Origin of the sequence: Enterococcus avium (assembly GCF_002891025.1) — a bacterium.
In the GTDB taxonomy this organism is placed as follows: domain Bacteria; phylum Bacillota; class Bacilli; order Lactobacillales; family Enterococcaceae; genus Enterococcus_A; species Enterococcus_A avium.
This window is the reverse complement of sequence record NZ_NBSL01000003.1, coordinates 85052-108910: the sequence shown is the minus strand read 5'-3', so window position 1 is coordinate 108910 and position 23859 is coordinate 85052. Positions and strand designations below refer to the sequence as shown.

The 23859-nt window shown below is 36.2% G+C and carries 23 protein-coding genes; 22 read left to right on the top strand and 1 reads right to left on the bottom strand.

What is annotated here, in order from left to right; genetic code table 11:
* Positions 1-9 precede the first annotated feature (9 nt).
* The 21 genes from AUF14_RS16205 to AUF14_RS16105 all read left to right on the top strand — a co-directional run bounded on the left by AUF14_RS16205 (position 10) and on the right by AUF14_RS16105 (position 22243).
* Positions 10-792, top strand: a complete 783-nt coding sequence (locus AUF14_RS16205; RefSeq protein WP_016179257.1) for a PTS mannose/fructose/sorbose/N-acetylgalactosamine transporter subunit IIC — start codon at positions 10-12, stop codon at positions 790-792.
* Positions 782-1591 carry a PTS system mannose/fructose/sorbose family transporter subunit IID gene (locus AUF14_RS16200; protein WP_016179131.1) on the top strand — a complete coding sequence of 270 codons (810 nt, stop codon included), beginning with the start codon at positions 782-784 and terminating at the stop codon, positions 1589-1591. Before AUF14_RS16205 ends, AUF14_RS16200 begins: the two co-directional genes overlap by 11 nt.
* A 16-nt stretch (positions 1592-1607) precedes the next feature.
* Complete coding sequence (locus AUF14_RS16195) at positions 1608-2609, top strand: hypothetical protein (RefSeq protein ID WP_049222273.1); 1002 nt, start codon at positions 1608-1610, stop codon at positions 2607-2609.
* 169 nt (positions 2610-2778) lie between these two features.
* Positions 2779-3357, top strand: a complete 579-nt coding sequence (locus tag AUF14_RS16190; RefSeq protein ID WP_102866156.1) for a hypothetical protein — start codon at positions 2779-2781, stop codon at positions 3355-3357.
* An 83-nt stretch (positions 3358-3440) separates the two neighbouring features.
* Positions 3441-4094, top strand: coding sequence for an HAD family hydrolase (locus AUF14_RS16185; RefSeq protein WP_016252593.1), 654 nt, complete (start codon positions 3441-3443; stop codon positions 4092-4094).
* A 283-nt stretch (positions 4095-4377) separates the two neighbouring features.
* Positions 4378-7101 (top strand): sigma 54-interacting transcriptional regulator, encoded by a 2724-nt coding sequence (locus tag AUF14_RS16180; RefSeq protein WP_070558593.1) that lies wholly within the window; start codon positions 4378-4380, stop codon positions 7099-7101.
* Between the two features lie 165 nt (positions 7102-7266).
* Positions 7267-7686, top strand: a complete 420-nt coding sequence (locus tag AUF14_RS16175; protein ID WP_016179258.1) for a PTS sugar transporter subunit IIA — start codon at positions 7267-7269, stop codon at positions 7684-7686.
* 11 nt (positions 7687-7697) lie between these two features.
* Positions 7698-8159 carry a PTS sugar transporter subunit IIB gene (locus tag AUF14_RS16170; protein ID WP_016179259.1) on the top strand — a complete coding sequence of 154 codons (462 nt, stop codon included), beginning with the start codon at positions 7698-7700 and terminating at the stop codon, positions 8157-8159.
* 16 nt (positions 8160-8175) lie between these two features.
* On the top strand, positions 8176-9057 hold the full coding sequence (locus AUF14_RS16165; RefSeq protein WP_016179260.1) for a class II fructose-bisphosphate aldolase: 882 nt from the start codon (positions 8176-8178) through the stop codon (positions 9055-9057).
* Positions 9051-9896 (top strand): sugar phosphate isomerase/epimerase family protein, encoded by an 846-nt coding sequence (locus AUF14_RS16160; RefSeq protein ID WP_227656369.1) that lies wholly within the window; start codon positions 9051-9053, stop codon positions 9894-9896. Before AUF14_RS16165 ends, AUF14_RS16160 begins: the two co-directional genes overlap by 7 nt.
* Positions 9893-10945 carry a zinc-dependent alcohol dehydrogenase gene (locus tag AUF14_RS16155; protein WP_016179263.1) on the top strand — a complete coding sequence of 351 codons (1053 nt, stop codon included), beginning with the start codon at positions 9893-9895 and terminating at the stop codon, positions 10943-10945. Before AUF14_RS16160 ends, AUF14_RS16155 begins: the two co-directional genes overlap by 4 nt.
* Before the next feature lie 21 nt (positions 10946-10966).
* The gene (locus AUF14_RS16150; RefSeq protein WP_016177908.1) at positions 10967-11734 is read left to right on the top strand and encodes a PTS sugar transporter subunit IIC; all 768 of its coding nucleotides are present in this window, start codon (positions 10967-10969) and stop codon (positions 11732-11734) included.
* Positions 11724-12542, top strand: coding sequence for a PTS system mannose/fructose/sorbose family transporter subunit IID (locus AUF14_RS16145; protein WP_016177909.1), 819 nt, complete (start codon positions 11724-11726; stop codon positions 12540-12542). The genes AUF14_RS16150 and AUF14_RS16145 overlap by 11 nt, the downstream gene beginning before the upstream one ends.
* A gap of 12 nt (positions 12543-12554) precedes the next feature.
* A complete protein-coding gene (locus AUF14_RS16140) occupies positions 12555-13673 on the top strand; it encodes a mannitol dehydrogenase family protein (protein WP_016177910.1) in 1119 nt (372 codons plus the stop codon).
* A 16-nt stretch (positions 13674-13689) separates the two neighbouring features.
* The gene (locus AUF14_RS16135) at positions 13690-14658 is read left to right on the top strand and encodes an aldo/keto reductase (RefSeq protein ID WP_016177911.1); all 969 of its coding nucleotides are present in this window, start codon (positions 13690-13692) and stop codon (positions 14656-14658) included.
* 538 nt (positions 14659-15196) lie between these two features.
* Positions 15197-17938 (top strand): sigma 54-interacting transcriptional regulator, encoded by a 2742-nt coding sequence (locus AUF14_RS16130; RefSeq protein ID WP_102866154.1) that lies wholly within the window; start codon positions 15197-15199, stop codon positions 17936-17938.
* 209 nt (positions 17939-18147) lie between these two features.
* Positions 18148-18636, top strand: a complete 489-nt coding sequence (locus tag AUF14_RS16125) for a PTS system mannose/fructose/N-acetylgalactosamine-transporter subunit IIB (RefSeq protein WP_102866153.1) — start codon at positions 18148-18150, stop codon at positions 18634-18636.
* Positions 18637-18654: 18 nt separating this feature from the next.
* Entirely contained in the window at positions 18655-19407 is a 753-nt protein-coding gene (locus tag AUF14_RS16120) for a PTS mannose/fructose/sorbose/N-acetylgalactosamine transporter subunit IIC (protein ID WP_102866152.1), read from the top strand.
* Between the two features lies 1 nt (position 19408).
* Positions 19409-20248 (top strand): PTS system mannose/fructose/sorbose family transporter subunit IID, encoded by an 840-nt coding sequence (locus AUF14_RS16115; RefSeq protein WP_102866151.1) that lies wholly within the window; start codon positions 19409-19411, stop codon positions 20246-20248.
* Between the two features lie 43 nt (positions 20249-20291).
* Complete coding sequence (locus AUF14_RS16110; protein WP_016177916.1) at positions 20292-20684, top strand: PTS sugar transporter subunit IIA; 393 nt, start codon at positions 20292-20294, stop codon at positions 20682-20684.
* 41 nt (positions 20685-20725) lie between these two features.
* On the top strand, positions 20726-22243 hold the full coding sequence (locus tag AUF14_RS16105; protein ID WP_102866150.1) for a carboxylesterase/lipase family protein: 1518 nt from the start codon (positions 20726-20728) through the stop codon (positions 22241-22243).
* Positions 22244-22358: 115 nt separating this feature from the next.
* Here the strand turns inward: AUF14_RS16105 and AUF14_RS16100 are convergent, their stop codons facing one another.
* Positions 22359-23192, bottom strand: a complete 834-nt coding sequence (locus AUF14_RS16100) for a MurR/RpiR family transcriptional regulator (RefSeq protein WP_016177918.1) — start codon at positions 23190-23192, stop codon at positions 22359-22361.
* A 174-nt stretch (positions 23193-23366) separates the two neighbouring features.
* Between AUF14_RS16100 and AUF14_RS16095 the strand changes: the two genes are divergently transcribed.
* Positions 23367-23849 carry a PTS system mannose/fructose/N-acetylgalactosamine-transporter subunit IIB gene (locus tag AUF14_RS16095; RefSeq protein WP_102866149.1) on the top strand — a complete coding sequence of 161 codons (483 nt, stop codon included), beginning with the start codon at positions 23367-23369 and terminating at the stop codon, positions 23847-23849.
* Positions 23850-23859: the final 10 nt, after the last annotated feature.

The window sequence follows — 23859 nt, the reverse complement described above, 5'->3', positions numbered from 1 at the left end:
ATGAGTTCTATGGTTGTACAAACGATTGGAATATTTTTAATTGCCTTGATTGCAAATATGCAAGACTTTTTGGGAGCCTCATTTATTGGTAGACCCTTGGTTACAGGTCTTTTTGTAGGATTACTTTTTGGTGATATTACACAAGGATTGATCATGGGAGCTACTTTAGAATTAGCTTTCTTAGGTTTGATGGGGGTAGGTGCAACAGTTCCCCCAGATGAAATCATTGGAGGAATTTTAGCAACAGCACTTGTTCTAAAAAATGGATATGGCGTAGATGTAGCATTAACACTCGTTTTACCAATAGCCGCTTTAGGATTAGCAATCAAAAATATTTTATACGTTATCATTTTTCCAGCGATGACACATAAAGCGGATAAATTAGTTGAACAGGGGAAAATTAAACAAGCAGCAAATATGCATCTAATCGCATCATTTACCAGAATTATTATGATGACAACCGTAACCACAGTTGCATTTGTTATCGGTAGTAGTACTGTTGATATGATTTTAGATTTGATTCCACAAGCTTTTATTGATGGTATGAACATTGCTACTAATATTTTACCAGCGGTCGGATTTGCAATGTTAATTAATATGACTTTTTCAAAAAAAGTTGCACCCTTTTTCTTCTTGGGATTTGTTTGTTCAGCTTATCTACAATTGGATATGATTGCTACAGCAATTGTGGGAGCAATCTTTGCAGGAATTATGTATATTATCTTGGATACCATTGAAAAGAGCAAAGGACAAAATAACAACGGTGGAGAGGAGCAATACGATGACTTCTAAAAACTTAACTAAAAAAGATTTAATGGGAATTTTTTGGAGATCTATGCCGATGGAGGCCTCATTTAACTACGAACGTATGATGAGTTTAGCCTTCTCTTACTCAATGAGTGGAGTAATTCAAAAGCTTTATTCCGACGTTAATGATCAAAAAGCAGCAATGCAAAGACATTTAGAATTCTTTAATTGTACTTCTGCGACATCTCCATTTATTGCTGGTGTAGCTGCTTCAATGGAAGAGAGAAAAGCAAATGATCCTTCATTCGATGAAAGTTCGATTAATGCGATGAAAGCTGGTTTGATGGGACCGATTTCAGGTATAGGTGATTCAATTTTCTGGGGAAGCTTAAGAATTATCGCAAGTGGGATAGGTATTTCACTAGCAAAGCAAGGTAGTATTTTAGGTCCTATTCTATTTTTAATAGTGTTTAATGTCCCAAATGTATTGGTCAGATATTTTGGAACATTATGGGGATATAAAGCTGGAGTCACATTTATAGAAAAAATGTCTAGCGGTTTAATGGAAAATATTACGTATGCGATAAATATTCTCGGTAATACCGTTATTGGAGGTATGGTAGCGTCAATGGTAATCATTAACATCCCTGTAAAACTAACCAATGGGAAAGATGCTCAAACTATTCAAGGCTTACTAGATTCTATGATGCCTGCACTATTACCGTTACTGATTACTTTCTTGTTTTGCAGACTGTTAAAGAAAGACGTTAAAGTAATTTATATCTTACTAGCTATTTTAATTGTTAGTGTTCTAGGTGCTATTTTTGGATTTTTATCTGTATAAAAAGGAGAGTAAATTGATGTATTTCAAATCAGAAAATTTTGTGAACGATTACCAAAAGGTTGTAACCCAGTTTAATGATGTAGAAAAAATTGCTAGAAATTTGCAACAAAGAAATATTACAAAACTTTACCTAATAGGTTCTGGCGGAACATATACAAAGTTTGTTGATATGCGGCCAATGCTTTTTGAAAAAATTGATATTCCATTTTTAATTGTCAGCCCAGAAGAACTGTCTGAGTTATATTTTGATCAAATTGATGAAAATACATTGCTGATCGTGGGAACAAAGACTGGAGCTACTGAAGAACTAATTGATGTTTTGAAGAAAGCGAAAGAAAAAATTCCTGAAGTTATGATTTATGGATTTATTGGTGATGACGAGACAGAGTTAGATAAATTAAATATTTTAAGCTATCGTACTAGTTCTGTGGATACAGATGTACATTTAGTTCTTTTTGGTTGGTTCATTCTATGCTTTACAGAGAATGATGATATCATTTTATCTGAATACAAAAAGGAGTTAGAGTTAGTAGGAGAAAAGGTAGCTTCAGAAATTTCGAGAAATGAGGAAACCGCTATTAACTTAGTACAATCTTCAGATCCAAGCCGCATGCAAATGTGGGTTACATCTGGGCGATTATGGGGTGAAGCGTGTTGCTTTTGCAATTACATTTTGGAAGAAATTCAATGGATTCAGGCACAAGCTATCCATTCATCAGAATTCTTCCATGGTCCTTTCGAATTGATAAGTGATGACTTTCAGGTAAATGTGGTTTTGAATTCTAGAGAAACTCGAAATCAAGATCTTCGTGTAAAACAATTTATTGATCAACACTCAACTGCTTCAAATACAATTGATATGAAAAATTTCAACATCGAAGATTTTGCTGATGAGTTAATCAAATTTATTGAGCCATGGTTGCTAAATCATTATTATGACTTACTACTACGTATCTATGAACAAAAAACAGGAAAGTCAGCAAAAACTCGTCGATATTATCGTGTAATGGAATACTAATGGACGGTTATACCCTCTTTGAATTTCTATCGATTCATTTTCAAATCATCCATTTTCAAAACAAAAAGAAAAAATTTGTTAAATGGTTTAGTAGTGTATTTACAAATGATTCGATAACTCAAAAAAGTCCTAATTTTTTTATCGAGATGAGTCAACAAAGACAATTGTTGTGAATATTACTACTCCAGAATGGAGCATATTTGGAGATCGTTTTCAGACACAAAAAAATAGAGAAAGATATTTGAAGAAGTTAGGGATAACAAAACTTATCTCAATGATTGCTTTCATTATTCTATTGTTCCTGACTACCAGAGCATTTAATCAAGGAAGTATTATTCTATCAATCATACTTCTTCTTTTATGTCTCTCTCTTTTTATTGCGGGTATTGGTATTCCGAAAAAGTATAGTTTTTCTTCACTTGCTACGGTCGCTAGCGCGATTACTTGTTTCTTGTCTGATGATCAGTGCTCCATATATTTCGTTGAAACGGAAAATCAGCTGTATTCTGATCTTCCTTCGTTTATTAAAACTGAAACCATTTGGATATTTGACGATCTTTATAATGGAGACATTTTAACTTGTAAGTCCAAAAAAATAGACGATAGAACATGTAATTACTTGCAGAGTATAAAGAAAGATAATCAAGAGATATATTTAATAAATAAACAAAGAGATAAAACTACTGTTCCACCCAAAAAATTAATAAGTAGTTTTCGAGAAATAAATAATGAAATCACCAAATTTTGATAGAATGTTGTGATGTCTTATTCACATGATTTCAATTTTGGAACTTTTTTGAAAATCGGAAGGAATCATGTTAGGAGGAAGTAATGAAAAAAGGGATCGTTTTTGATTTTGATGGAACTTTAGTTGATAGTGAGAATTTAGTGTATGAGGCTATTCATGATTTCTTATATTATGAATTTGATTATGACTATACTCAGGAAGTCTATCAATTATCAATCGGGCAAGTAGAAGGAAATTTCATCAAGGATCTAGAAAAACGAGTTGGACGAAAGATCAATCAAACGCAATTAAATGAAGCAATAAAACAAGCACAACGTTTAGGCTATCGTAACTTACCTTTGCGACCAGGAATTGAGGATATTCTTTTAAAGTCTAGACAAAATGGCCTGAAATTAGCTATTGTTTCTAATTCTTGTATTGAAGAATTAAATTTCTTTTTCAATTATCATCTCGAAATTCGAAAAATATTTGATACAGTTATAACGATTGAGGATGTAAAAAAGGGGAAACCCGCACCAGACGGATATTTGGCCTGTATTTCAATGATGGGATTAACACCAGAAGAAACAATTGCTATCGAAGACAGTCCAACAGGTGCGTCTGCTGCGCTTAATGCGGGACTACGAACAATTATATATCCCAATAAACTTACTGAAAAATTGAAATTTCCTTGTGAAGGAAGAATAATTGATGATATAAAAGAAATAACTACGAAGTTATTGTGTTTAAACTATTGAATGCTTTAGCTTGGTTTTATGTATCCTATCACTTATAGAATACGATTGGACTATATACTTCAATAGTTCGATCTTTTTTTTTTAATTACTGAAGTCGTTAATAGAACGGATTTCAAATTTAAAAATATATAATTTAACAACCAATGTGAGTAGAGAAAAGTCACCTTAATGATTTATGTAAACCTACTTATATGATAGAAAAAGTAAAAACCCAATTTGACCTATATGTGCTTTAAAAGTAGACTAAAAAGAGAGAGTGAGTTTTAGAAAGTGGTGGTATAGAATGAAAAGGGAGATTTTGAAATATGTTGAATCACTAAATAACGAATCAATTTCTATTGTAGATGAAACATTTGCGACTTCAGCTACTGATATTTGTGAGCGATTCAATATTAAACGTAATACAGCAAGTAGATATTTGAATGAGTTAGTGACAGAGGGATATTTGATAAAAATTAACACTCGACCTGTATTGTTTCTGAGCAAGAAACATACGGAAGAAGCCTTAAATATTGAGTGTGTGAAAAAAGAATATTCTTCCTTAGATGAGCTGCTACATTACAATGAAGAAGATGTATTTGACATAGTTATTGGACGAAATGGTAGCCTTAGAAATGTGATTGATCAATTAATTTCTGCAGCAAATTATCCTGGAGGACTTCCAATTCTTTTTCAGGGAGAATCTGGAACAGGTAAAAGCATGTTGGCTAGAAAAGTATACGATTTTTGCTTACAACAAGGTATCCTTGAAAAAGATTCGCCCTTCGTTGTTTTCAATTGTGCACAATATTTTAATAATCCTGAACTACTTTCAAGCCAGTTATTTGGATACAAAAAAGGTTCTTTTACAGGAGCAGAAAATGATCGTGGCGGATTGATCGAAGAAGCAGAAGGAGGTATTCTTTTTTTAGATGAGGTTCATCGGCTGTCTCCAGAGGGTCAGGAAAAATTGTTTATTTTGATGGATCAAAAAATCTTTAGTCGCATTGGAGAAACCGAAAATAAGAGGAAAGCTAATGTTCGTTTGATTTTCGCTACGACAGAGGACATTCAATCAGTTTTTTTACCGACTTTTTTAAGAAGGATTCCTATGGTGTGTAAACTGCCTAATTTTTCAAATCGTACATATAAAGAACGAGAAGATTTAGTATATTTAATGTTCAAGAATGAGGCAAGTGTTTTGAAGATTTCTATTCGAGTGTCAAGCACAGTAATTTATATTTTGACTCATTCTGAACATAAAGGAAATATTGGAGAGATAGAAAATTTAATAAAACGAATTTGTGCTCAAGAGTTTTCTTTTCAAAATGAGAAGAATCCGATTGATATACGACGGGCGTCTATTCCAAAAGAATTCATTATCGATAATTTAGAGACTCTGGATGGAAAGCGTTTTATTAATGAACCAATATTGTTTACGCCTTCAATGGAAATCAGAGTGTCAAAGGAAGAAACTGTATTCAATAAATATGCAGATATCTTCATGTCGCGGGTTTTAAAATCATTTGCCTTATTAACAGAAAACAAAATTAATCAAAATGATTTTAGAGAACAAATATCTTCCGATTTATACTCATTTATCGATCAATTAATATTCAATGATTCAAACACATCACAAGAAATTCTAAATTATATGATTAGACAAATTCAAGAAAGTTTCCAGATGGTATTGCATTCAAAGAACAATCTTTTTAATGGAAACGACATATTTATTATTGCCCATTATTTATTGAAAAGAAATGATACTTTACGTTTTAGCGTAAATGTATGTGAAATAAGAAACTTATATAAACATCTTCAGAAAATGGTTAGACAAGATACTCAAGCACTCTTTCAAATGCTTGAGAACAATTTAGATATTTCATTAAGTGAGTTTGATAAACTTTTCATTCTATTAACGCAATTAATTGGCACTGTCAATCAGGTAGAATCAAAAAAATTTAGTGGTTTGATTGTAGCTCATGGTTATGCCACTGCAAGTAGTATTAGCAGCGTCGTTAATCGGATGCTAAAAGCCCATATTTATGATTCATTTGATATGCCTTTAGATATAAGCACAGATGAAATGATCGAACGAATTGAAAACTATATAAAGACTAATAATTATCAAGAAGGCTTATTAGTCTTAGTTGATATGGGATCACTTCATAATATCGGTAAAAAATTAGTTCAAAGCACATCATCTCCCATCATTTTGGTAAACAATGTTTCTACAGAAATGGCTTTGTGGGGAGGTAGTTTACTACAACAGGGCGTAAGTATGATTGAAATATCTGAAAAAATGAAAGAAAGTGGTAAGATTAATTGCCAAATTATTTATCCTGAAAGGACAAAAAAGAAAACGATTATCATTTCTTGTAGCACTGGATATGGAACTGCGTTAAAGCTAAAAGAGATGTTTACAAGAATTGTCCCAAAAGAAAGTTCAGTCTACTTTATCGCTCAAGATTTCGAAAAAATTCTCCAAAAGGGACTAGAGTTGGAGGTATTTAAGACTAATGAAGTTATAGGATTAATTGGTACTAATAATCCTCATATTGACAGCTTACCATTTATTTCTATTGAGGATTTATTTACCGATAAGGATAACCGTCTTTTAAAATTGTTAGAAACACACACAACAAAAGAGTTAGCTGAAGTTGTGAATAATGAAATGATCAAGAATTTATCTTTGAATAAGATTATTGATTCATTGACTATCTTAGATAGTAATAAAATCATTACTCAAATTGAACCTTGTTTGGATTCGTTGGAGCGATATTTAAATAGACAATTAAACAATAGTCAGAAACTAAATCTATATGTCCACATTAGTTGTATGATTGAACGATTAATGCGTGGGAAAAAAATGGACTCCTTTCCGAAAGACGGATATTTTGGAGAAAATCAAGAACAGTTAGGATCATTAATCAGTACCGCTTTTCGTCCTATTGAACAATTATATAATATTTCACTGCCAATTGAAGAATGCTATTACATCTACAATATTACTCAAAACCTGGATTGACACTAAAAATAAATTTGTGGACACTAACTTAATGAAAAGTTAGTGTCACTTTTTTTGTGTGAATAGATAACTTGTATCACAAAAAGCCTGTTAAACCAAGTGTTTTGAAAATTTAAACTAATTGGCACGCCAATTGCTAGTAATAAAGTGAAAAGGAGGAATTCTATGAGAAAGATTTTATGTATCAGTCATGGAAATTTAGCTAAAGGAATGACTGAAACAGTGAAAATGATTGTAGGAGATTTTAAGAACATCGATTATTATTGTGCTTATTCTAAAGAAGATGAAGATATCGAAAGAGAAATCAATCGTATTATCGAAGAAAATCACGGAAATGAACTTTTCGTTATTTCAGATATTTTTGGTGGAAGTGTAAACAATGAATGGATGAAGAGGATAAACAATGACAATAGTATTCATCTTGTTGCAGGCATGAATTTAGCATTTGTAATTGAACTATTGGTGTTAATCAACGATTCACAAATGAAGGGGGACGAGGCAATTTTAAGGGCAATGAAAACTGCTACAGAAGGTTTTATTTATTGCAATCAGTTAAAAATGAATATTTCAGAAGATGATTTTTAGGAGGGATAAACATGATTAAGCTAGTTAGAGTTGATCACCGATTGATTCATGGTCAAGTCGCCTTATCTTGGACAAACAGCATAAAGGCTGACTGTATTTTAGTTGCAAATGATACTGTCGTAACTGATCCGTTACAAAAAGCAACACTAAAAATGGCTTGTCCTCATAATATCAAAGTAGTAATCAAGACGGTTGAGGATTCGATTAAAGCTATCAATTCGGGAAAAACAGACAAGTATAAACTATTTATTGTCGTAGGCTCTATCGGAGATGCCTATCAATTGATTAAGGAAGTACCCGAGATTACTAGATTAAATCTTGGTGGTACTAAGGCTCGCGAAGGAACGAAGAATATTTCAAAAGCAATTAATGTTTTACCGGATGAAGAAAAACAGCTAAAAGAGTTAGCTGCTAGTGGGATTAATTTAGAAATTCAGCAAGTGCCAACTGACACAGTTATCAATTATAAATAGAATCTGGAGGAAAAAAATGATTATTCCAATGCATGAACTATTGAAGGAAGCAAAAAAAGGAAAATACGGAGTAGCTGCTCCAAACGTGTTCAATCGTGAAACCATTGAGGCATGTTTCTTGGCTGCAAAAGAGTTAAGAGCACCAATCATTTTGGATGTTGCTGGGGTACATGGAATTTATGAATGTGCAGACATCGCCCGTTTTTACGAGAGAAGATATCCAGAAGTACCTGTTGCACTAAACTTGGATCATGGTGGACCATTTGAGGATATTGTCAATGCAATTCGTGCTGGATTTAGTTCAGTTATGATTGACCGATCTCAAAGCAGCTTTGAAGATAATGTTAAAGAAACAGCAGAAATAGTTAAGATTGCTCATGCTTGTGGAGTTTCAGTTGAAGCTGAGCTAGGTCATGTGGGACAAGCGTATGAGTATGATAAAACTCGAGATACAGGATTGACCAGACCTGAGGAGGCTGCTGATTTTCTAAAACAAACCTCCGTAGATTGTTTAGCAGTAGCTGTTGGGACTTCACATGGTGTTTACAAGGGAGGCTGCAAAATTGATTTTCCACTACTTGATACACTTGCTTCACAAATTGAGCAACCATTAGTTCTTCATGGAGGTTCCGGATCTGGTGATGATAATTTACGCATGACAATCGAGCATGGAATTCAAAAAGTCAATTTGAATACAGATTTAGTTATGTCTGGTCTAGATAGAATTCAAGCCTGCTATGAAAATAATTTAGAAATTAAGGTGCCAACGGGAGCAAATATGGACGAGTTTACTACTAAACGGATGAACATGCAACAACTTTACTTAGTAGGTGCTGAAGGCTACAAAGAGAAGCTCAAACACTATATGAAATTGTTTAAGTCAGATGGAAAATGGTAAAGATGATAAATCGGTTTGCACCGATGAATCTTACTTATCAAAAATTTCAACTACAAACATTTTTGAATGATGTTTCAGAAGTAGGATTCACTAAAATCGATCTGTGGACCTGTCCGACTCACTTTTATGTTGATGCTTTTTCTCATAGTGATACCGATCAATTAAAAAGACAGTTGCAACAAAAAAAGCTGTCTATCAGTTGTATCAGTCCACGACAAAGTTGTCCTAATCCTTTTCACTTAGCGGCAAAAGACAAAGATATGATTCGCCGTACAAAAAACTATTTTCAACAGGTTGTGTACAGCGCTCATGAACTCGAGGTGTCTAGAATCATGATTACTTCTGGGTGGTCGTTTAATGATGAAACTAAAGTAGAAGCATGGAAAAGATCTGTTAGTCTTTGTAAATGGTTATGCCACTTTGCAGAATCTTATGGAGTAAAAGTCGCTATTGAACCTTTGACTCCTCAAAGTACCAAATTAGTAAATTCTATCGAAGAAATGAAGAAATACATTGCCGATGTAGATGAACGTAATTTAAAAATTATCGTTGATACAGGAACAATTCGACGAGAAAAAGAAAGCTTATCTCAGTATTTTCAATTTTTTGGAGAAATAATTGATTACTGTCATCTTACAAATTACAAAAAAGGGCAATTTGCACATGTAGATTGGACAAATGGCGAACTACGTCTTGCGTCAACCTTGAAAGAAATTGAACAAAATCATTATCAGGGCGATTTTTGTTTAGAGTATACGCATAGGGACTATTTGGATAATCCTAGAGAAATATATGAAACCACGTATAATCAAATTTTAAAAATGGAGGAAATCAAATGACAAACTCAATGTCGACAAAATTTGCAGTTATTACTGAGAAATTCATTGCAGAAGTCCATGAACGAGAAATTCCTGCGTTGAAAGATGACCAAGTCTTGGTCAAGGTGAATGCATGTAATCTTTGTACTTCAGAATATGGCGTATGGGATGGGGCAAGACTTGGAAAGCAACCATTACCTATGGCTTTTGGGCATGAATACAGTGGTGTGATCGTCAATATGGGATCAAAAGTAAAGGGTTTTGATGTTGGAGATACAATTGGTGTTGGTTACGATTGGTGTGGTGAATGCGACTTTTGCAAAGAAGGAAAAACAAGTCAGTGTCCACATCGAGGCATCATGAATATTGCTTCGGACGATGGCTATTATGGGAATTTTGGTTGTGGAGAATATGTAGTTAAAACTTATCGCGCGCTTTGTAAGATGGATCCTTCGGTAGACCCATCAGAAGCTGCTTTTGTCGAACCGGCAGGCACAGTTGTAGAAGGTTTGCGCAAATTAAGAGTAGTAAAAGGTGAAACAATAGTAGTTATTGGTGCAGGCACAATGGGAATTCTAAATGCCTTAATTGCACGCGAAATGGGGTGTCGTGTGATTTTAACCGAAATGATGCCTAAAAAAATTCAAACGGCAAGAGAGTATGGTTTCGATGTTGTTGACGTATCAAAAACGGACCCAGTTAAAGCTGTAAAGACGTTAACTAAGGAAAAAGGAGCAGATGCTGTAGTCGTTGCGGTTGGTGCTACGTCAGCCAATAATCAAGCCTTAGAGATGATTAAACAGATTGATGGACGAATTCTTTTATTTGCTGCTGGGTATCCTGCACCAGAAATGAATATTGATTCAAATACAATTCATTACAGAAAGATGGAGCTACTAGGAACATTCAGTGCAGATATAGATGATTTCCAATATGCAGCTGATTTGATTAGTGAGAAGAAGATTGATGTTTCCAAGTTGGTTGAAAAGAAATTCTCTCTGAAAGATGTTCAATCCGCATTTGAGGCAGCAACAGTCCCAGGTGCTTATCGAGTTAGTATCGTTTTTTAGTAAAGTAAAGGAGGAGAAACCATGTTACAAGCAGTTCTCGCAGGGTTAGTATTAGGTATTTGTAAAATGGATATGTTCTTTGGGTACTGTTATCTTTCACGACCACTAGTTGCTTCGACATTAATGGGATTAGCGTTGGGAGATGTGACCCAAGGGATCATTATCGGGGGTGTTCTTGAAGTTATTTTTATTGGTTCATTTCCAGTAGGTGCAGCAGTCAGTCCCGATGGCGCTGCAGCTGGGGTAATTGGAACAGCATTTGCGATTATGACCAATTCGGGTGCTGAACTTGCAACCGCTTTGGCAGTTCCTATTGGACTTTTAGGCGGCTTTCTATTTATTGTAGTAAAACTATTTAATTCTGTTTTTTCTACAGCTATGGGTAAACAATTGGAAAAGAGGAAAATGAAGGCGGCTTCACGGATTTATGTTATTGGATGTTGGATTTCTACATTTGGTATTTATTTTGTATTTGGTTTATTAGCTGTTTATTCAGGAAGCGGAGCCGTTCAAACCTTTGTTAAATCAATTCCAGTTGATGTGATTAACGGTTTATCTGCTGCAGCAAATTTGTTACCAGCTATTGGATTTGCCATGCTATTAAAAATGATAATTAGTAAGAAAATGTCTCCCTTTTTCTTTATTGGTTTTATGCTCGCTGCATATTTAAAGTTACCAACGATTGCAATTACTCTTTTGGCTGTAATGTTTGTAATTATCATGCTAACACCTCACAATTTGAATACTTCACCCGCTGTAGGACAGGAGGATATTGACGATGACTTCTAAATTATCAAAAAGAGATTTGAATCGAGTTTTTGTAAGATATATTGCACTGAACTGTATGAACGATTATCCAGGACAGATGCACAGTGGTTTCACGTTTTCAATGCTTCCGTCATTAGAAAAAATTTACGCAGAACATCCTGAAAAATTAAATGAGTCCGTGATGAGACACCATGCTGAGTACTTCAATATTACACCATCATTGGCGGGCTTTCCATTGGGAATAACGTTAGCGATGGAAGAAGAAAATGCTAAATCGGAAGATTTTGATGTTACTACAATAAGTGGTATGAAAACTGCATTAATGGGACCACTATCAGCTATCGGGGATACGATTTTCCCTGCAACACTTAGAATTATTGCCACAGCAATGGTAACTGAAATGGCGGCGAAAGGTAGTATTTTGGCTCCTATTATTTTCTTACTGGTGTATAACATCCCAAACTTTTTAGCAAGATTTTATTCTTTAAAATTAGGCTATAACTTGGGTAGTGACTTCATTATCCAATCAGAAAAGTCTAATATCATGCAAAAAGTTTCGTATGCTTGCTCTGTTGTGGGCTTAATGGCTATTGGTGCTATGTGTGCTTTTAATATCAAAATTTCTACACCGATTGTAATTGGTGGGTCAGTGAAAGATGGGGCAATGAAATTACAAGAAACCTTAGATAGTATTTTACCAGGAATGCTCTCGTTGATTCTCGTGGGTATTATTTACTGGCTTTTAGATAGAGGAGTGAAAGTGGTCCCTTTACTATTAGGTACAATGGTTGTTGGTGTCGCTCTGTTCATGTTGGGAATTATAGCTTAAGGAGAAATGGATATGAAGAAAGCATTAATCATTGGAGCGGGCAACATAGGGCGCGGCGTCGTAGGCTATTTATTAAATCGTGATGGTTATAAACTTTCATTTTATGATGTTCATCCAGAGCATTTGATAGAAATGAAGAATTTGGGCGGTTACTCAGTGTTTGTTGACGATAATAATAGACAGACAGAGTTTCATGTATCTGATTTTTTGATCATAGATTCAGACAAATTATCCAAAGCGTTGGAAGAACATGATTTTATCTTCTGCTGTGTTTATGAAGGAGCTTTTAAAAGTATTGCAGAAAATCTAGCAAGGGCTATACAAGATTGTGAGAAAAACAATTTTAAAAATGTCATGCTATGCGTTAATTCACTGGGAGCTCCTCAAAAATTTGTTCAATATATCAGCGAGTATTTGAAAAATGACCCTTTATCATTGGATTACTTTAATGAAAAAGTTGGAATAAATCAAGTTATGGTCCTTTCAGCAGCATTACCGCTTCCAAAAGAGTTAAGTGAAAATTATCCATATGCAGTTATGATTACTGCTAATCCTCATCTAGAAATTGATGGAATAACATTCACAGGAAAAAAACCAGAAATTCTAGATGTTGAATTTGTCGATAATGCTGAAGGAAGAATTTACAGGAAGGTATATGTAGGCAATATGCGTCATACTATGGCCGCTTTTATTGGAGTAATAGAAGGCTTAACATATATTTATGAATCACAACAAGATCCACGAATTAGACCTTGGCTGGAAAAGGCGTTTGATGAGGCACATCAAGCAATTAAGGCTACGTATGATTTTGATATGTCAGAAGACAAATATTGGGTTGATTATATGCAAGAAAAATTAAATCAAGACATTAAAGATCCTATTGAAAGAGTCATCGCAAATCCAGAATTGAAACTTGGCCCATCTGAACGGTTTATCGGTCCTGCTAAATTGTGTTTAAAGAAAAATATTTTGCCAATGTATATCGCAAAAGGAACAGCTTACGGACTAAAATATCTACAGAAAAAGGACCAACGTTCGATTGATGAGCTATTAGCAGAAGTTTGTGGTTTAAACAAGGAGAACGATTTTGTACTTTACCAATTAATAAAAAAACAAACTGAGTTGATTTAGTAGAAGGAGAGCAAAAATGAGATATAAAAAATTTGGTAGTAGCAATTTAGAGATTTCTTCTGTTGCAGTTGGAACTTGGGCAATGGGGGGAGAAAATTCTGCAGGAGGTAGCTTTGGAGAAGTAGATAGAAATGAATCCATCGCAGCAATTAAGACTATGCTGGATGGGGGAGTAAATATCATTGATACTGCACCAATATACGGAGAAGGAACTGCCGAAGAAATTGTAGGAGAAGCAATTAAAGGGTATGATCGTAGCAAAATTTTTATTGCTACAAAATTCGGATCTTATATTAGTCATTTTGATGGGAAACCAGTCCGTAACAATAAATATGATGCTATTTTGAAAGAAGTAGAAGAATCTCTTCAAAGATTAGGCACAGATTACATCGATTTCTATTTGATGCATTGGCCAGATGTGAATACACCTATTGAAGAAACAATGGCTGCATTAAATTATTTGAAAAAAAGTGGAAAAATTCGTTATATTGGTTTGTGTAATTCATCAAAGGAACTTATCGAAGAAGCGTTAAAGTTTGGAGAAGTAAATGTTATTCAACCCCCTTTTTCTATGGTTAATCATTCACAAAAAGAACTGATGGAATGGGCAGAAGCTAATGGAATAGCAACTATGACTTCAGGTTCGTTGGGAGCAGGAATTTTGACTGGAACGATTCGTGAATTACCAAAGTTTGATGAAAAAGACTTTCGATTAACCTTTTATCCATTTTTTAAGGAACCCGAATTTTCAAAGATTATGGAGTTATTATTGACGTTAGATAAAGTTGCAAAAAAATACGATAAACCAGTTGCACAAGTAGCAATTAATTGGTCAACTCAAAAGAGTTTTGTAAATACAGCTCTTTTAGGGGTTAGAAATCCAAATGAAGCTAAAATCAATTGTGAGACATTTGAATGGCAATTAAATGAAGATGATATTAAGTGTATTGATGATGAAATACTTCGGTTGGAAATTGGTAATTAAATGATCATCTAGCAAAAGAAAAATAGATAAAAGAAAGCACAAATGGTGTATGGAGGTTAATAAAATAAGCACGTACCCAGGAATACGTTTCTTTCTCAAGTTTGAGTATAGCACGAAAAAACGAGTAATTTTGCACTCGATTTTTCGTGCTATTTATTACGAGCCATGTTCTTTCCCCCCTTTTATAGACACTAATCAATAATTGATATTAAGAAAATCGGTATATACAATTGGTAGAAATTAATCATCTGACTTGTATAGTTCTTTAGGGAATAATACCTTAGAATGTGTTTTGTTAAAATCAGATTGATGAGTACATAGTCTAAAAGCTTCTAAGTTGGTTCATTATTTTTAGAAGATTATCTTCATTCAAGCTAACTATTTTTAGTTTTCAAATATAATTTTATTTTTAGAGAATGGCAAGATCTGGTTAATGAGATAAAATCTTCCCTCAGATATTTTATGATAAACTGATACTATAACGCTTACTTTACGAGCAGCCTTTTTCGACGTAATGCTATTTGGAAGGGGGATAGTTATGTATAGAAAAGATAGAGTATACGACTTTTTGGAACGGTGTGTCAGTCATATCGGATATGTGGATATAAAAAATGGCTTTAATGGAATTGGAACGACAGAAATAGCGGAAGCGATCAGCATTGATCGAACGAACTGCAGCAAGGAATTGAACAAGCTGGTGAACGAGGGGAAACTGATCAAGGTTGAAGGCCGGCCGGTGAAGTTTTTCCCGACGAAAAAGATCATGGAGATTTTTGATCTGACGATTACTGGAAAAAGTGTAAAAAGGCTGAGTGATTTTTGCAGCGGAGAGGATGGCATCAATGCCTTTGATAAGGTAGTAGGAAATCAAGGCAGCTTAAAAATGGCGATTGAAAAGGCTTGTGCAGCGATGATTTATCCACCCCATGGATTAAATACGATTTTATCCGGAGAGACGGGAACGGGAAAAACGATGTTCGCTGACATCATGTACAAGTACTCAAAATCTCATGGCATATTGAACAAGGATGCTCCCTTTATCATATTTAACTGTTCTGAATATTCGGATAATCCGCAGCTGCTACTCTCGACACTTTTTGGATTTAAAAAGGGATCATTTACTGGTGCAGAGAAGGATCAGGCGGGCTTGGTCAGTAAAGCGAACAACGGGATTCTTTTTTTAGACGAGATTCATCGTCTTTCCTCAGAAGGGCAAAAAATGCTTTTTCATTTGATCGATACGGGAAATTACCGAAAATTGGGGGATAACGACAACTATCATTCTTCTCGAGTATTGATCATAGGAGCGACCACGGAGTCATTAGAGTCAGCGCTATTATCGACTTTTCTTAGGCGAATACCGATGGTGATTGATTTACCACCTATCAGTGATCGAGGAATGGATGAACGGCTAGAGCTGATCAGTATCTTCTTCAACCTGGAGTTTGATAAAATCCAAAAGCCTATAACGATCAAAAAAAGTGTCTTGAAATCATTGCTCGGATATCACTGTGTTGGAAATGTCGGACAGCTAAAAGCAGATATCAATCTAATTTGCGCCCGAAGCTACCTTGATTCAATCTCGAATCATGAAGAAAGCATTCAAGTGACTAAAAAAGTTCTTCCCAGCTACATATTGGAGGGAATATTGAATGGGGAGAAGAATAAAGAAATTGATTTTTTATTGTCTAAGCTTGATGGGGATTTAGTGATTGATGGCGCATCAATGCCTAAATCCCTGATAAATAGTCAAATGTGGTATAAAAGGCTGGATAAAAATGCTAGTCTGAGCACGATTAAAAAAGAGCTGGAGCAAAGCATCCTAGAGGAATATCCATCTTCACCTTATAGTCGGACAGAGCACGAGAATATTTTCAAGGTTATTGAACCAAGTATCTACTACGAAGTGGATATTATTCTAAAAATAGCGGAAAGAAAGCTGCAGAAGAAGTTTTCGAAGCGAACCTATATTGCCTTTGCGATGCATGTCAATTCCTTGATCAACCAGCCAGTGGTGCATTCTGGGATTGATATTACAGTCGAGGAGCTGAGCGCCAAATATCCGAAAGAATTGGAAGTTGCTCGCTTAGTCAAAAAACATTTGGAATTCGAACTGGGGATAAAGTTTTCACCTGAAGAGGAATATCTATTCACACTCTTTCTTTCGATGGACGAGCAAAACGATAAGTCAAATGAGACCAAGCGTGTCGGACTTTTATTGATGGCTCATGGGAATGGTGTGGCGAAGAATATCGCAAAAGTCGCAAACTCTCTGTTAGACACACAGCACACCCACGCTTTAGATATGCAGTTGGAAAAATCTGTCGATGAATTCTATTTTGAGTTTGAGGAGACGGCCAATGAAGTTAATGAAGGGAAAGGCATCCTGATCATGACAGATATGGGCTCGCTGAATTCATTCGGGGAGCTCTACACCGAAAAAACAGGTATTCCAACGAAAACGATCAATTTTTTATCGACACCTTTTGTCTTAGAGGCGTTAAGAAAGACTCTAATTTCTGACTATAAGCTGGAGGAAATCTATTCAGAAGTAAAGGACATCATGCATGCCCACGTGGATGGGGACATTCAACGGTCAAAAACGAAACCTGAAACGAGAGAAGTCATCATTACGACCTGTCTAACCGGTCAGGGAGCGGCAATTACGTTAGCGAACTTCCTGAGAAATTCAATCACTTTAATTTCTAAATACAACATTGAACTCTTTCCTACCAATAGTTCTGATTATCGGCTGGAGGATTTCAAAAATAAAAAAATTCTAGCAGTAGTAGGAGTCAGTGATCTGAATATCACTCAGGTCCCCTTTATTCCATCGGAGAAAATTCTTTTGGATAACGGCTTGTCGCAGCTGAATGAGATCATTGAGGCCAATTATTCTGACTCGGATGGGAAGAACTCTTTTGAAGTAACGAATGAAAATGGCTTGCGGATCATTTTGGAAGAAACACTGACATTTTTGAATCCAGAGAAAACCTTGAAAACATTAGTTCATGCTTTTGAAGGGATAAAAGACGATTTGGTGACAGGGGAAAGTGCGGAGCGCTATCTGATCATGTTTGTTATGCATGGCGCCAGTATGATCGAACGTGTAATTCGAAATGAATGTATTGATTATCCTGATATCGCAAGCAGCATGCGTGATCGATCAGAGACCTACCAAATTCTGAAACGAGGGATGGTCGAGGTCGAAAGTACGTTTATGCTGGAGGTTCCGAATGTGGAAATCGGCTATTTAATGGATCTCTTTGACACAGAGTGACACACTAACTGGTTTTCCCAGAATATTTTGACACGGTAAATTACGTGACAGAGTCGAACGCTGACTCTGTCACTTTTTTTGCTTTAGAGAAGGTTGGCACGGAACTTGCTAAATAGAAAAGTAGAAGGACTATTTTGGGGAAAGGAGTAGAAAAAGACATTGATTTAATTGGATAGCAGAGTATAAAAACGTGGAAGGAAATGAGGAAGATGGGAAAGATAAAGTTGATTCGGGCGGATTTTAGATTGATTCATGGACAGGTGATTACTAAATGGTTAAAAGAGGCTGAAGCGAAAAAAATCGTCATTATCAATGATGCGCTAGCAAAGGACGATTTTCTAGGCAATATCTATGTAATGGCAGCACCACCGGGAATCAAGGTGGAGATCAAAACCATTGATGATGCTGTCAAGCAGTGGCAAGAAGATGCATTTGGAGCAGAAGATTTATTGATTTTATTCAAGTCAGTCAAGGATAGCTATCAAGCACAATTATTAGGGTTTCCCATTGAGACACTGCAGATTGGCGGATTGGGCGGAGGACCGGGCCGAGTGAACGTCCTAAATCAAATTTCCCTTGATCAAGAGGATGCGGAATTACTAAAGGAAATCCAATCCAAAGGGACACATGTGTATCTACACGTTTTACCGACAGAACCAAAGGTTGAGTTAAATGCCGCATTGAGCAAAATGAATTAGGAAAGGGGTAAGGTGAAAATGACTTCAAATTTCGGTATGGTATTAACAGCAGGTCTACTTTATTTTATGGGGCACTGCAAGATCGGTTATTGGTTTTATGATGTTTTTGGACAGCCATTATTTATTGGAATGATTTTTGGGTTAGTTTCAGGAGATTTAAAGACCGGATTACTTTTAGGCGGAACGATCCAGCTTGTTTATTTAGGAATGATCATGCCCGGAGGAAACATCCCCTCCGATCCGGCGCTGGCTTCGGTGATCGCTATTCCAATTGCGTTGAAATCAGGACTAACTGCGGAGCAGGCGGTGGTGTTAGCTGTACCATTTGGTGTACTTGGTGTTTTCATTGATCAGATCAGACGTACTATGAATGCCATGTTTATACATAGAGCAGACACCTTTGCAGAAAGTGGAAATGGCAGCGGAATCTTTAGAGAAGGTGTGATCTATCCGATCATCCAAGGATTCGTTCTCCGCTTTCCAATTGTTTTTCTCGTGACCCTGTTTGGCTCAGATGTAGTGAATTCGATCATGGATTTTCTGCCAGAATGGATTATGCATGGGTTGGAAGTCGCAGGAGGTTTGTTACCAGCCCTCGGTTTTGCAATCGTAGTGTATACGATTGGTAAAAAATCGATTCTGCCATATTTTATCATTGGCTATTTTGCTGTCGTCTATTTAGAACTGAACACCATGGCAGCAGCTGTATTTGGTTTATGTATCGCTATATTAGTCGTTAGTTCAAGAAAACCAGAAAGTGAGGGTGCCTGATATGGAGAACAATGTCGTAGAAAACGAGAAAAAAGTGACACTTTCCAAGAAATCCTTGAAAAAAACCTATTTTTGGTGGGTCTTTACTACCGAGCTAAGCAATTCTTATGAGCGACTGCAGGCCTTGTCTTTTTGTGTGAGCCTGCTGCCATCCTTGAAGGAACTCTATAGCGGTGAATCTGATGAATACAAAGCCGCACTTAGACGGCACCTGCAATTTTTCAATTCAGAGGGAACTTTTGTCGGATTGATCTTAGGAGTGATTTGCTCTTTAGAGGAGGAGCGAGCTGGCGGGGCGGAGCTGCCGGATGAAATGTTCTCTGGATTAAAAACCGGCTTAATGGGTCCAATGGCCGGGATTGGTGATACCATCATTTGGGGAACACTGCGTCCGATTATCTTTTCGATAGCAGTGACTTTAGCACAATCAGGAAATATTTTAGGCGGGCTTTTTCCGTTCCTGTTTTCATTTATCAGCTTGGCACTTGGGTACAATATGTTCAAATTCGGTTATAAGGTCGGCAGAGAATCAATCCAGTCATTACTAGGATCAGGAATGATCAACAAGGTGATCACGGGCTCAAGTATCTTAGGACTTATTATGATGGGGGCTCTGTCTGCCAGTTATGTCAAGCTTTCCATACCGATCAAAATCAAGTTAAGTAATGCGAATCCAATCGTCATCCAAGAATTATTAGACCAAATTCTTCCGGGAATGCTGCCGCTACTGGTAATTGCGGCCATCTATCTATATTTCATGAAGAAGGGTCAAAGCTACAACTTAGTAATCGGAGTGATCATTGCGGTATCGCTAGTAGGATCGCTGATTGGTTTATTTTAAAAAGTTGTCGTTTGTGGGCATGAAAACTGGATTGGAGGAGAACATGGAAAAGCATATTCTTGTTTTGACACATGGCGATTTTGGCGAAAGTCTCTTGAAATCTGCGCAAATGATCATTGGCGAAGTGTCAGAGGTAACATCAGTTTCTCTGACACCAGAAGACTCTGGGGATACATTCTATGAAAAGATTGAGCAGGAGATTTCGAACGTATCGAAGGAGATCATTTGTCTAGTCGATATGTTTGGCGGAAGTCCCTGTACGACTGCATTGCGGCTGTCGAAAAATCGCTCGATTACCATTATCTGCGGGCTAAATCTGCCTATGTTTATCGAGCTCTATAATCAATTATCGATGGGAGAAACTATTGAGAACGAATCGTTGATTAAGATCGCGAGAGACAATATCTTTGATGTCGCAAAAAAGGTTTTCCAGTGAGCATCAATATTTACAGTTAATTTACGAAAGGAGTTTGATAAATGACTAGTCCAATCATCGAGACAACAAAAGGGAAAGTGCAGGGAATAAACATTAACGGTGTAGATAAATTTCTGGGGATTCCATTTGCGAAACCTCCAATTGGAGAAAGAAGATTTTTTCCTCCTGTCGAAACCGATACATGGGAAGGTGTATTGGATGCTAGTAGCTTTAAAGCTAGTCCGATGCAACTGCCAGGAAGCTCTGAAGGAGCGATGTATCCGCCGGAAAAACGAACTGCGCCAAGCGAAGATTGTTTGTATCTCAATGTTTATGCGCCAGAGAACGCGTCTGGGAAAAATCTGCCAGTAATGGTCTGGCTGTATGGTGGACACTATATGAACGGCTCCTCCACTTCAGCAGGCTGTGAGGGAAGTAATTTTGCCAAAAATCAAAAGGTAATCGTTGTCACCTTTAACTATCGTGTTGGAATATTTGGTTTTATGGCTCATCCAAAGCTAAAGAAAACGGATCAAAAAGCGACAAATGCTGGACTTGAGGACATGCTAGCCACGCTAAAATGGATCAGAGAAAATATCTCAAGCTTTGGAGGGAATCCAAATAACGTTACGCTGTTTGGCGTGTCAGCCGGGTCTTCAGCGATCAATGTCTTATTGACCTGTCCGGCAGCAGAGGGACTCTTCCATGCTGCGATCACCCAAAGCGGATCGCCCTTTAATCATGACGAATGGGACATTAATGAAGCACAGGAACAAACTCGCTGCTTAAATTATTTAGCAAAAATCGGTGTCAGTGAAGACGAGCTATTCTGTGTTTCCGCAGAAAAACTGTTAAGTGATCCTGAAGCTTACGAAGCCTCCGAGTTTTGTCCTTATGTGGACGGACGATTAGTCCCTGCTCGTTTGGAGGAATCCTTCTTGGCTGGGAAGATTCATGATATTCCCATTATTCTCGGCTGTACAGCGGATGAAGCCTTCATTCTCCTTGGAGAACGAGAAAAGGTTACAAAAGAACGTTTTGAAAAAACAGTGGCGACCAAATATCCAGATCATAAGGTTGCTATCTATAATAAATATGGTGCCTATTTGGATCAATCACCTGCGTATGCGTTAGGACGTTTTCGGTCAGACAATACGATCGCAAATATGAGATATTTTACCTCCTGTCTTGTTGAGTTTCGTACCTCACCGACCTATTTTTACATTTTCCAAAAAGTCACACCAGGCAAAGAACCTTATTATTACGGCGCCTATCATGCCAGTGAGAATGCCTACCATTTTCAAAATTTAAATAGCGAGTTCATCAATTATGGGGAAAGTGACGTTCGAGTAAGCAATACAATGGCGAAATATTGGGCGAATTTTGCAGCGTGTCATGATCCGAATAGCAAGGCTTTGCCAGAATGGAAGAAATTTACACCACAGACAAATCAAATTATGTATATCGATGATCCTTGCGATTGTGTTCCCTTAAAAACCAAAGCTTTGACGGAAGAGTTGCAAAAAATTCTAGAGGAAAGAACGGAAAAAAGCGTGAGAAGGGCAGAATCAAGGATTTAAAGAGATTGAGCTTGGATTAAAAAGATAAAAAAAGCAGAAAAACTCGAAAACAATGGAAACTTTTACCACAGTCGGGATTTTCTGCTTTTTTCTTTTATAAATGATTATCCAATTTCTACTTAGTTGAGTGTATCGCGTCTTGTATTTTTTCTAAACTAGGGATAGATAAGGTATCGTCAGAGGTCATGACTAAGGTAAACAAAAGATCCATGATTAGCATTTGCGCTAATCTTCTTGTATAGATTCCCATGTTTTTATATTTTAGTTCCTCAGTTGTTGCAATGAGTGTGAAATCAGCAACTTTAACCAATGAAGTATTATTGAAGCTGGTTATCACGATAATCGGTACATCATTTTTTTTCAAAATATCGGCAATTCGAAGGATATCAGAATTCTCGCCACTATGAGATACAATAATTGCACAACTTTTTTTCGTGAGTTTTCCTGCTTTGAGCAATTGCATGTGGTAATCCATATTAAACTCTACTTCTAGAGGTGAGCGCAAGAATTTATGAAATCCATCCAGAGCTACTGGCGCAGACCCGCCGAGTCCGAAGAAGACAACCTTATTAGCTTGAATTAACGTATTGACTACTTGTTGTAATTGTTCATAGTCAAGCAAGCTAGCGGTAGTAGCCAAAGATTGTGTTGAAACCTCTAATACTTTTTCAGCGATCGCCTGAAAACTATCCTCTTCATAGATTCCTTCAAAAATTTTTTTCTTCGAACTATTTGATAAAAGAACAGTCAATTCTTTAAATCCAGATAGTCCAATTTTCTTCGAAAAAAGAAAGACGGTTGATTCAGCAACTCCACAGATTTCCGATATCTCGGAAATAGTCTTTGTTTTGGCTTCTTCTGGACTCTTTAGTAAGTAGTCAGCGATTCTTTTTTCTTTTTTTGTCATTGTTGGATAATTTGTTTGAATAACGCTTTCTAAGTAGACCATTATGTTCCTCCTAAATCAATATCGAAAAAATTCGATTTATTGTGTTTACTTTTCGAAAATATTCTATATAATAAAAATATATTTATTAATCGTAGATGAAAATGAAAAAATTTCATTTTTAGTATATCACATTTTCATCAATGATTAAATTCAATAAAAATAGGGGGAAGTAAGATGACAGAAATTGGTTTAGTAAGGGTAGACAGCCGCCTGCTGCATGGACAGGTAGTTACTCGTTGGATTGGACAGGTCGGTGCAAGTGAGGTCATTATTTTTGATGATGATTTGTCACAAGATGAATTCATGATTGAAGTGTTCAAAATGGCGGCCCCAAATGGTGTAAAGCTGATTGTTAGAGGGGTAAATGATATAGAAGATACCTTAAATGGGCGAGAGTTAAAACATACGATCATTCTTTTTAAAAACATTCCTATGTTACTAAAAGGAATGAAAGCGAATACAAAAATTGAAAAGGTTCAAATTGGCGGTATTGGTGGTGGACCAGAAAGAGTTGTTGTGTTCAAGAATGTCACGTTAACAAAGAATGAGTATAATGATCTTCAAAATTTAGCTTCGGAGGGTATTCGTATCTATCTTCAAACGGTACCTGAAGAAAAAGAAGTTAGTTTAAAAGATATAGAAAACAAATTTAAATAGTAGGAGGAAA

Bases quoted from the DNA above. Each gene is read 5' to 3' on its own strand.
- AUF14_RS16205 (WP_016179257.1), top strand. From the start codon at position 10: ATGGTTGTACAAACGATTGGAATATTTTTAATTGCCTTGATTGCAAAT.
- AUF14_RS16200 (WP_016179131.1), top strand. From the start codon at position 782: ATGACTTCTAAAAACTTAACTAAAAAAGATTTAATGGGAATTTTTTGG.
- AUF14_RS16195 (WP_049222273.1), top strand. From the start codon at position 1,608: ATGTATTTCAAATCAGAAAATTTTGTGAACGATTACCAAAAGGTTGTA.
- AUF14_RS16185 (WP_016252593.1), top strand. From the start codon at position 3,441: ATGAAAAAAGGGATCGTTTTTGATTTTGATGGAACTTTAGTTGATAGT.
- AUF14_RS16180 (WP_070558593.1), top strand. From the start codon at position 4,378: ATGAAAAGGGAGATTTTGAAATATGTTGAATCACTAAATAACGAATCA.
- AUF14_RS16175 (WP_016179258.1), top strand. From the start codon at position 7,267: ATGAGAAAGATTTTATGTATCAGTCATGGAAATTTAGCTAAAGGAATG.
- AUF14_RS16170 (WP_016179259.1), top strand. From the start codon at position 7,698: ATGATTAAGCTAGTTAGAGTTGATCACCGATTGATTCATGGTCAAGTC.
- AUF14_RS16165 (WP_016179260.1), top strand. From the start codon at position 8,176: ATGATTATTCCAATGCATGAACTATTGAAGGAAGCAAAAAAAGGAAAA.
- AUF14_RS16160 (WP_227656369.1), top strand. From the start codon at position 9,051: ATGGTAAAGATGATAAATCGGTTTGCACCGATGAATCTTACTTATCAA.
- AUF14_RS16155 (WP_016179263.1), top strand. From the start codon at position 9,893: ATGACAAACTCAATGTCGACAAAATTTGCAGTTATTACTGAGAAATTC.
- AUF14_RS16150 (WP_016177908.1), top strand. From the start codon at position 10,967: ATGTTACAAGCAGTTCTCGCAGGGTTAGTATTAGGTATTTGTAAAATG.
- AUF14_RS16145 (WP_016177909.1), top strand. From the start codon at position 11,724: ATGACTTCTAAATTATCAAAAAGAGATTTGAATCGAGTTTTTGTAAGA.
- AUF14_RS16140 (WP_016177910.1), top strand. From the start codon at position 12,555: ATGAAGAAAGCATTAATCATTGGAGCGGGCAACATAGGGCGCGGCGTC.
- AUF14_RS16135 (WP_016177911.1), top strand. From the start codon at position 13,690: ATGAGATATAAAAAATTTGGTAGTAGCAATTTAGAGATTTCTTCTGTT.
- AUF14_RS16130 (WP_102866154.1), top strand. From the start codon at position 15,197: ATGTATAGAAAAGATAGAGTATACGACTTTTTGGAACGGTGTGTCAGT.
- AUF14_RS16125 (WP_102866153.1), top strand. From the start codon at position 18,148: ATGGGAAAGATAAAGTTGATTCGGGCGGATTTTAGATTGATTCATGGA.
- AUF14_RS16120 (WP_102866152.1), top strand. From the start codon at position 18,655: ATGACTTCAAATTTCGGTATGGTATTAACAGCAGGTCTACTTTATTTT.
- AUF14_RS16115 (WP_102866151.1), top strand. From the start codon at position 19,409: ATGGAGAACAATGTCGTAGAAAACGAGAAAAAAGTGACACTTTCCAAG.
- AUF14_RS16110 (WP_016177916.1), top strand. From the start codon at position 20,292: ATGGAAAAGCATATTCTTGTTTTGACACATGGCGATTTTGGCGAAAGT.
- AUF14_RS16105 (WP_102866150.1), top strand. From the start codon at position 20,726: ATGACTAGTCCAATCATCGAGACAACAAAAGGGAAAGTGCAGGGAATA.
- AUF14_RS16100 (WP_016177918.1), bottom strand. From the start codon at position 23,192: ATGGTCTACTTAGAAAGCGTTATTCAAACAAATTATCCAACAATGACA.
- AUF14_RS16095 (WP_102866149.1), top strand. From the start codon at position 23,367: ATGACAGAAATTGGTTTAGTAAGGGTAGACAGCCGCCTGCTGCATGGA.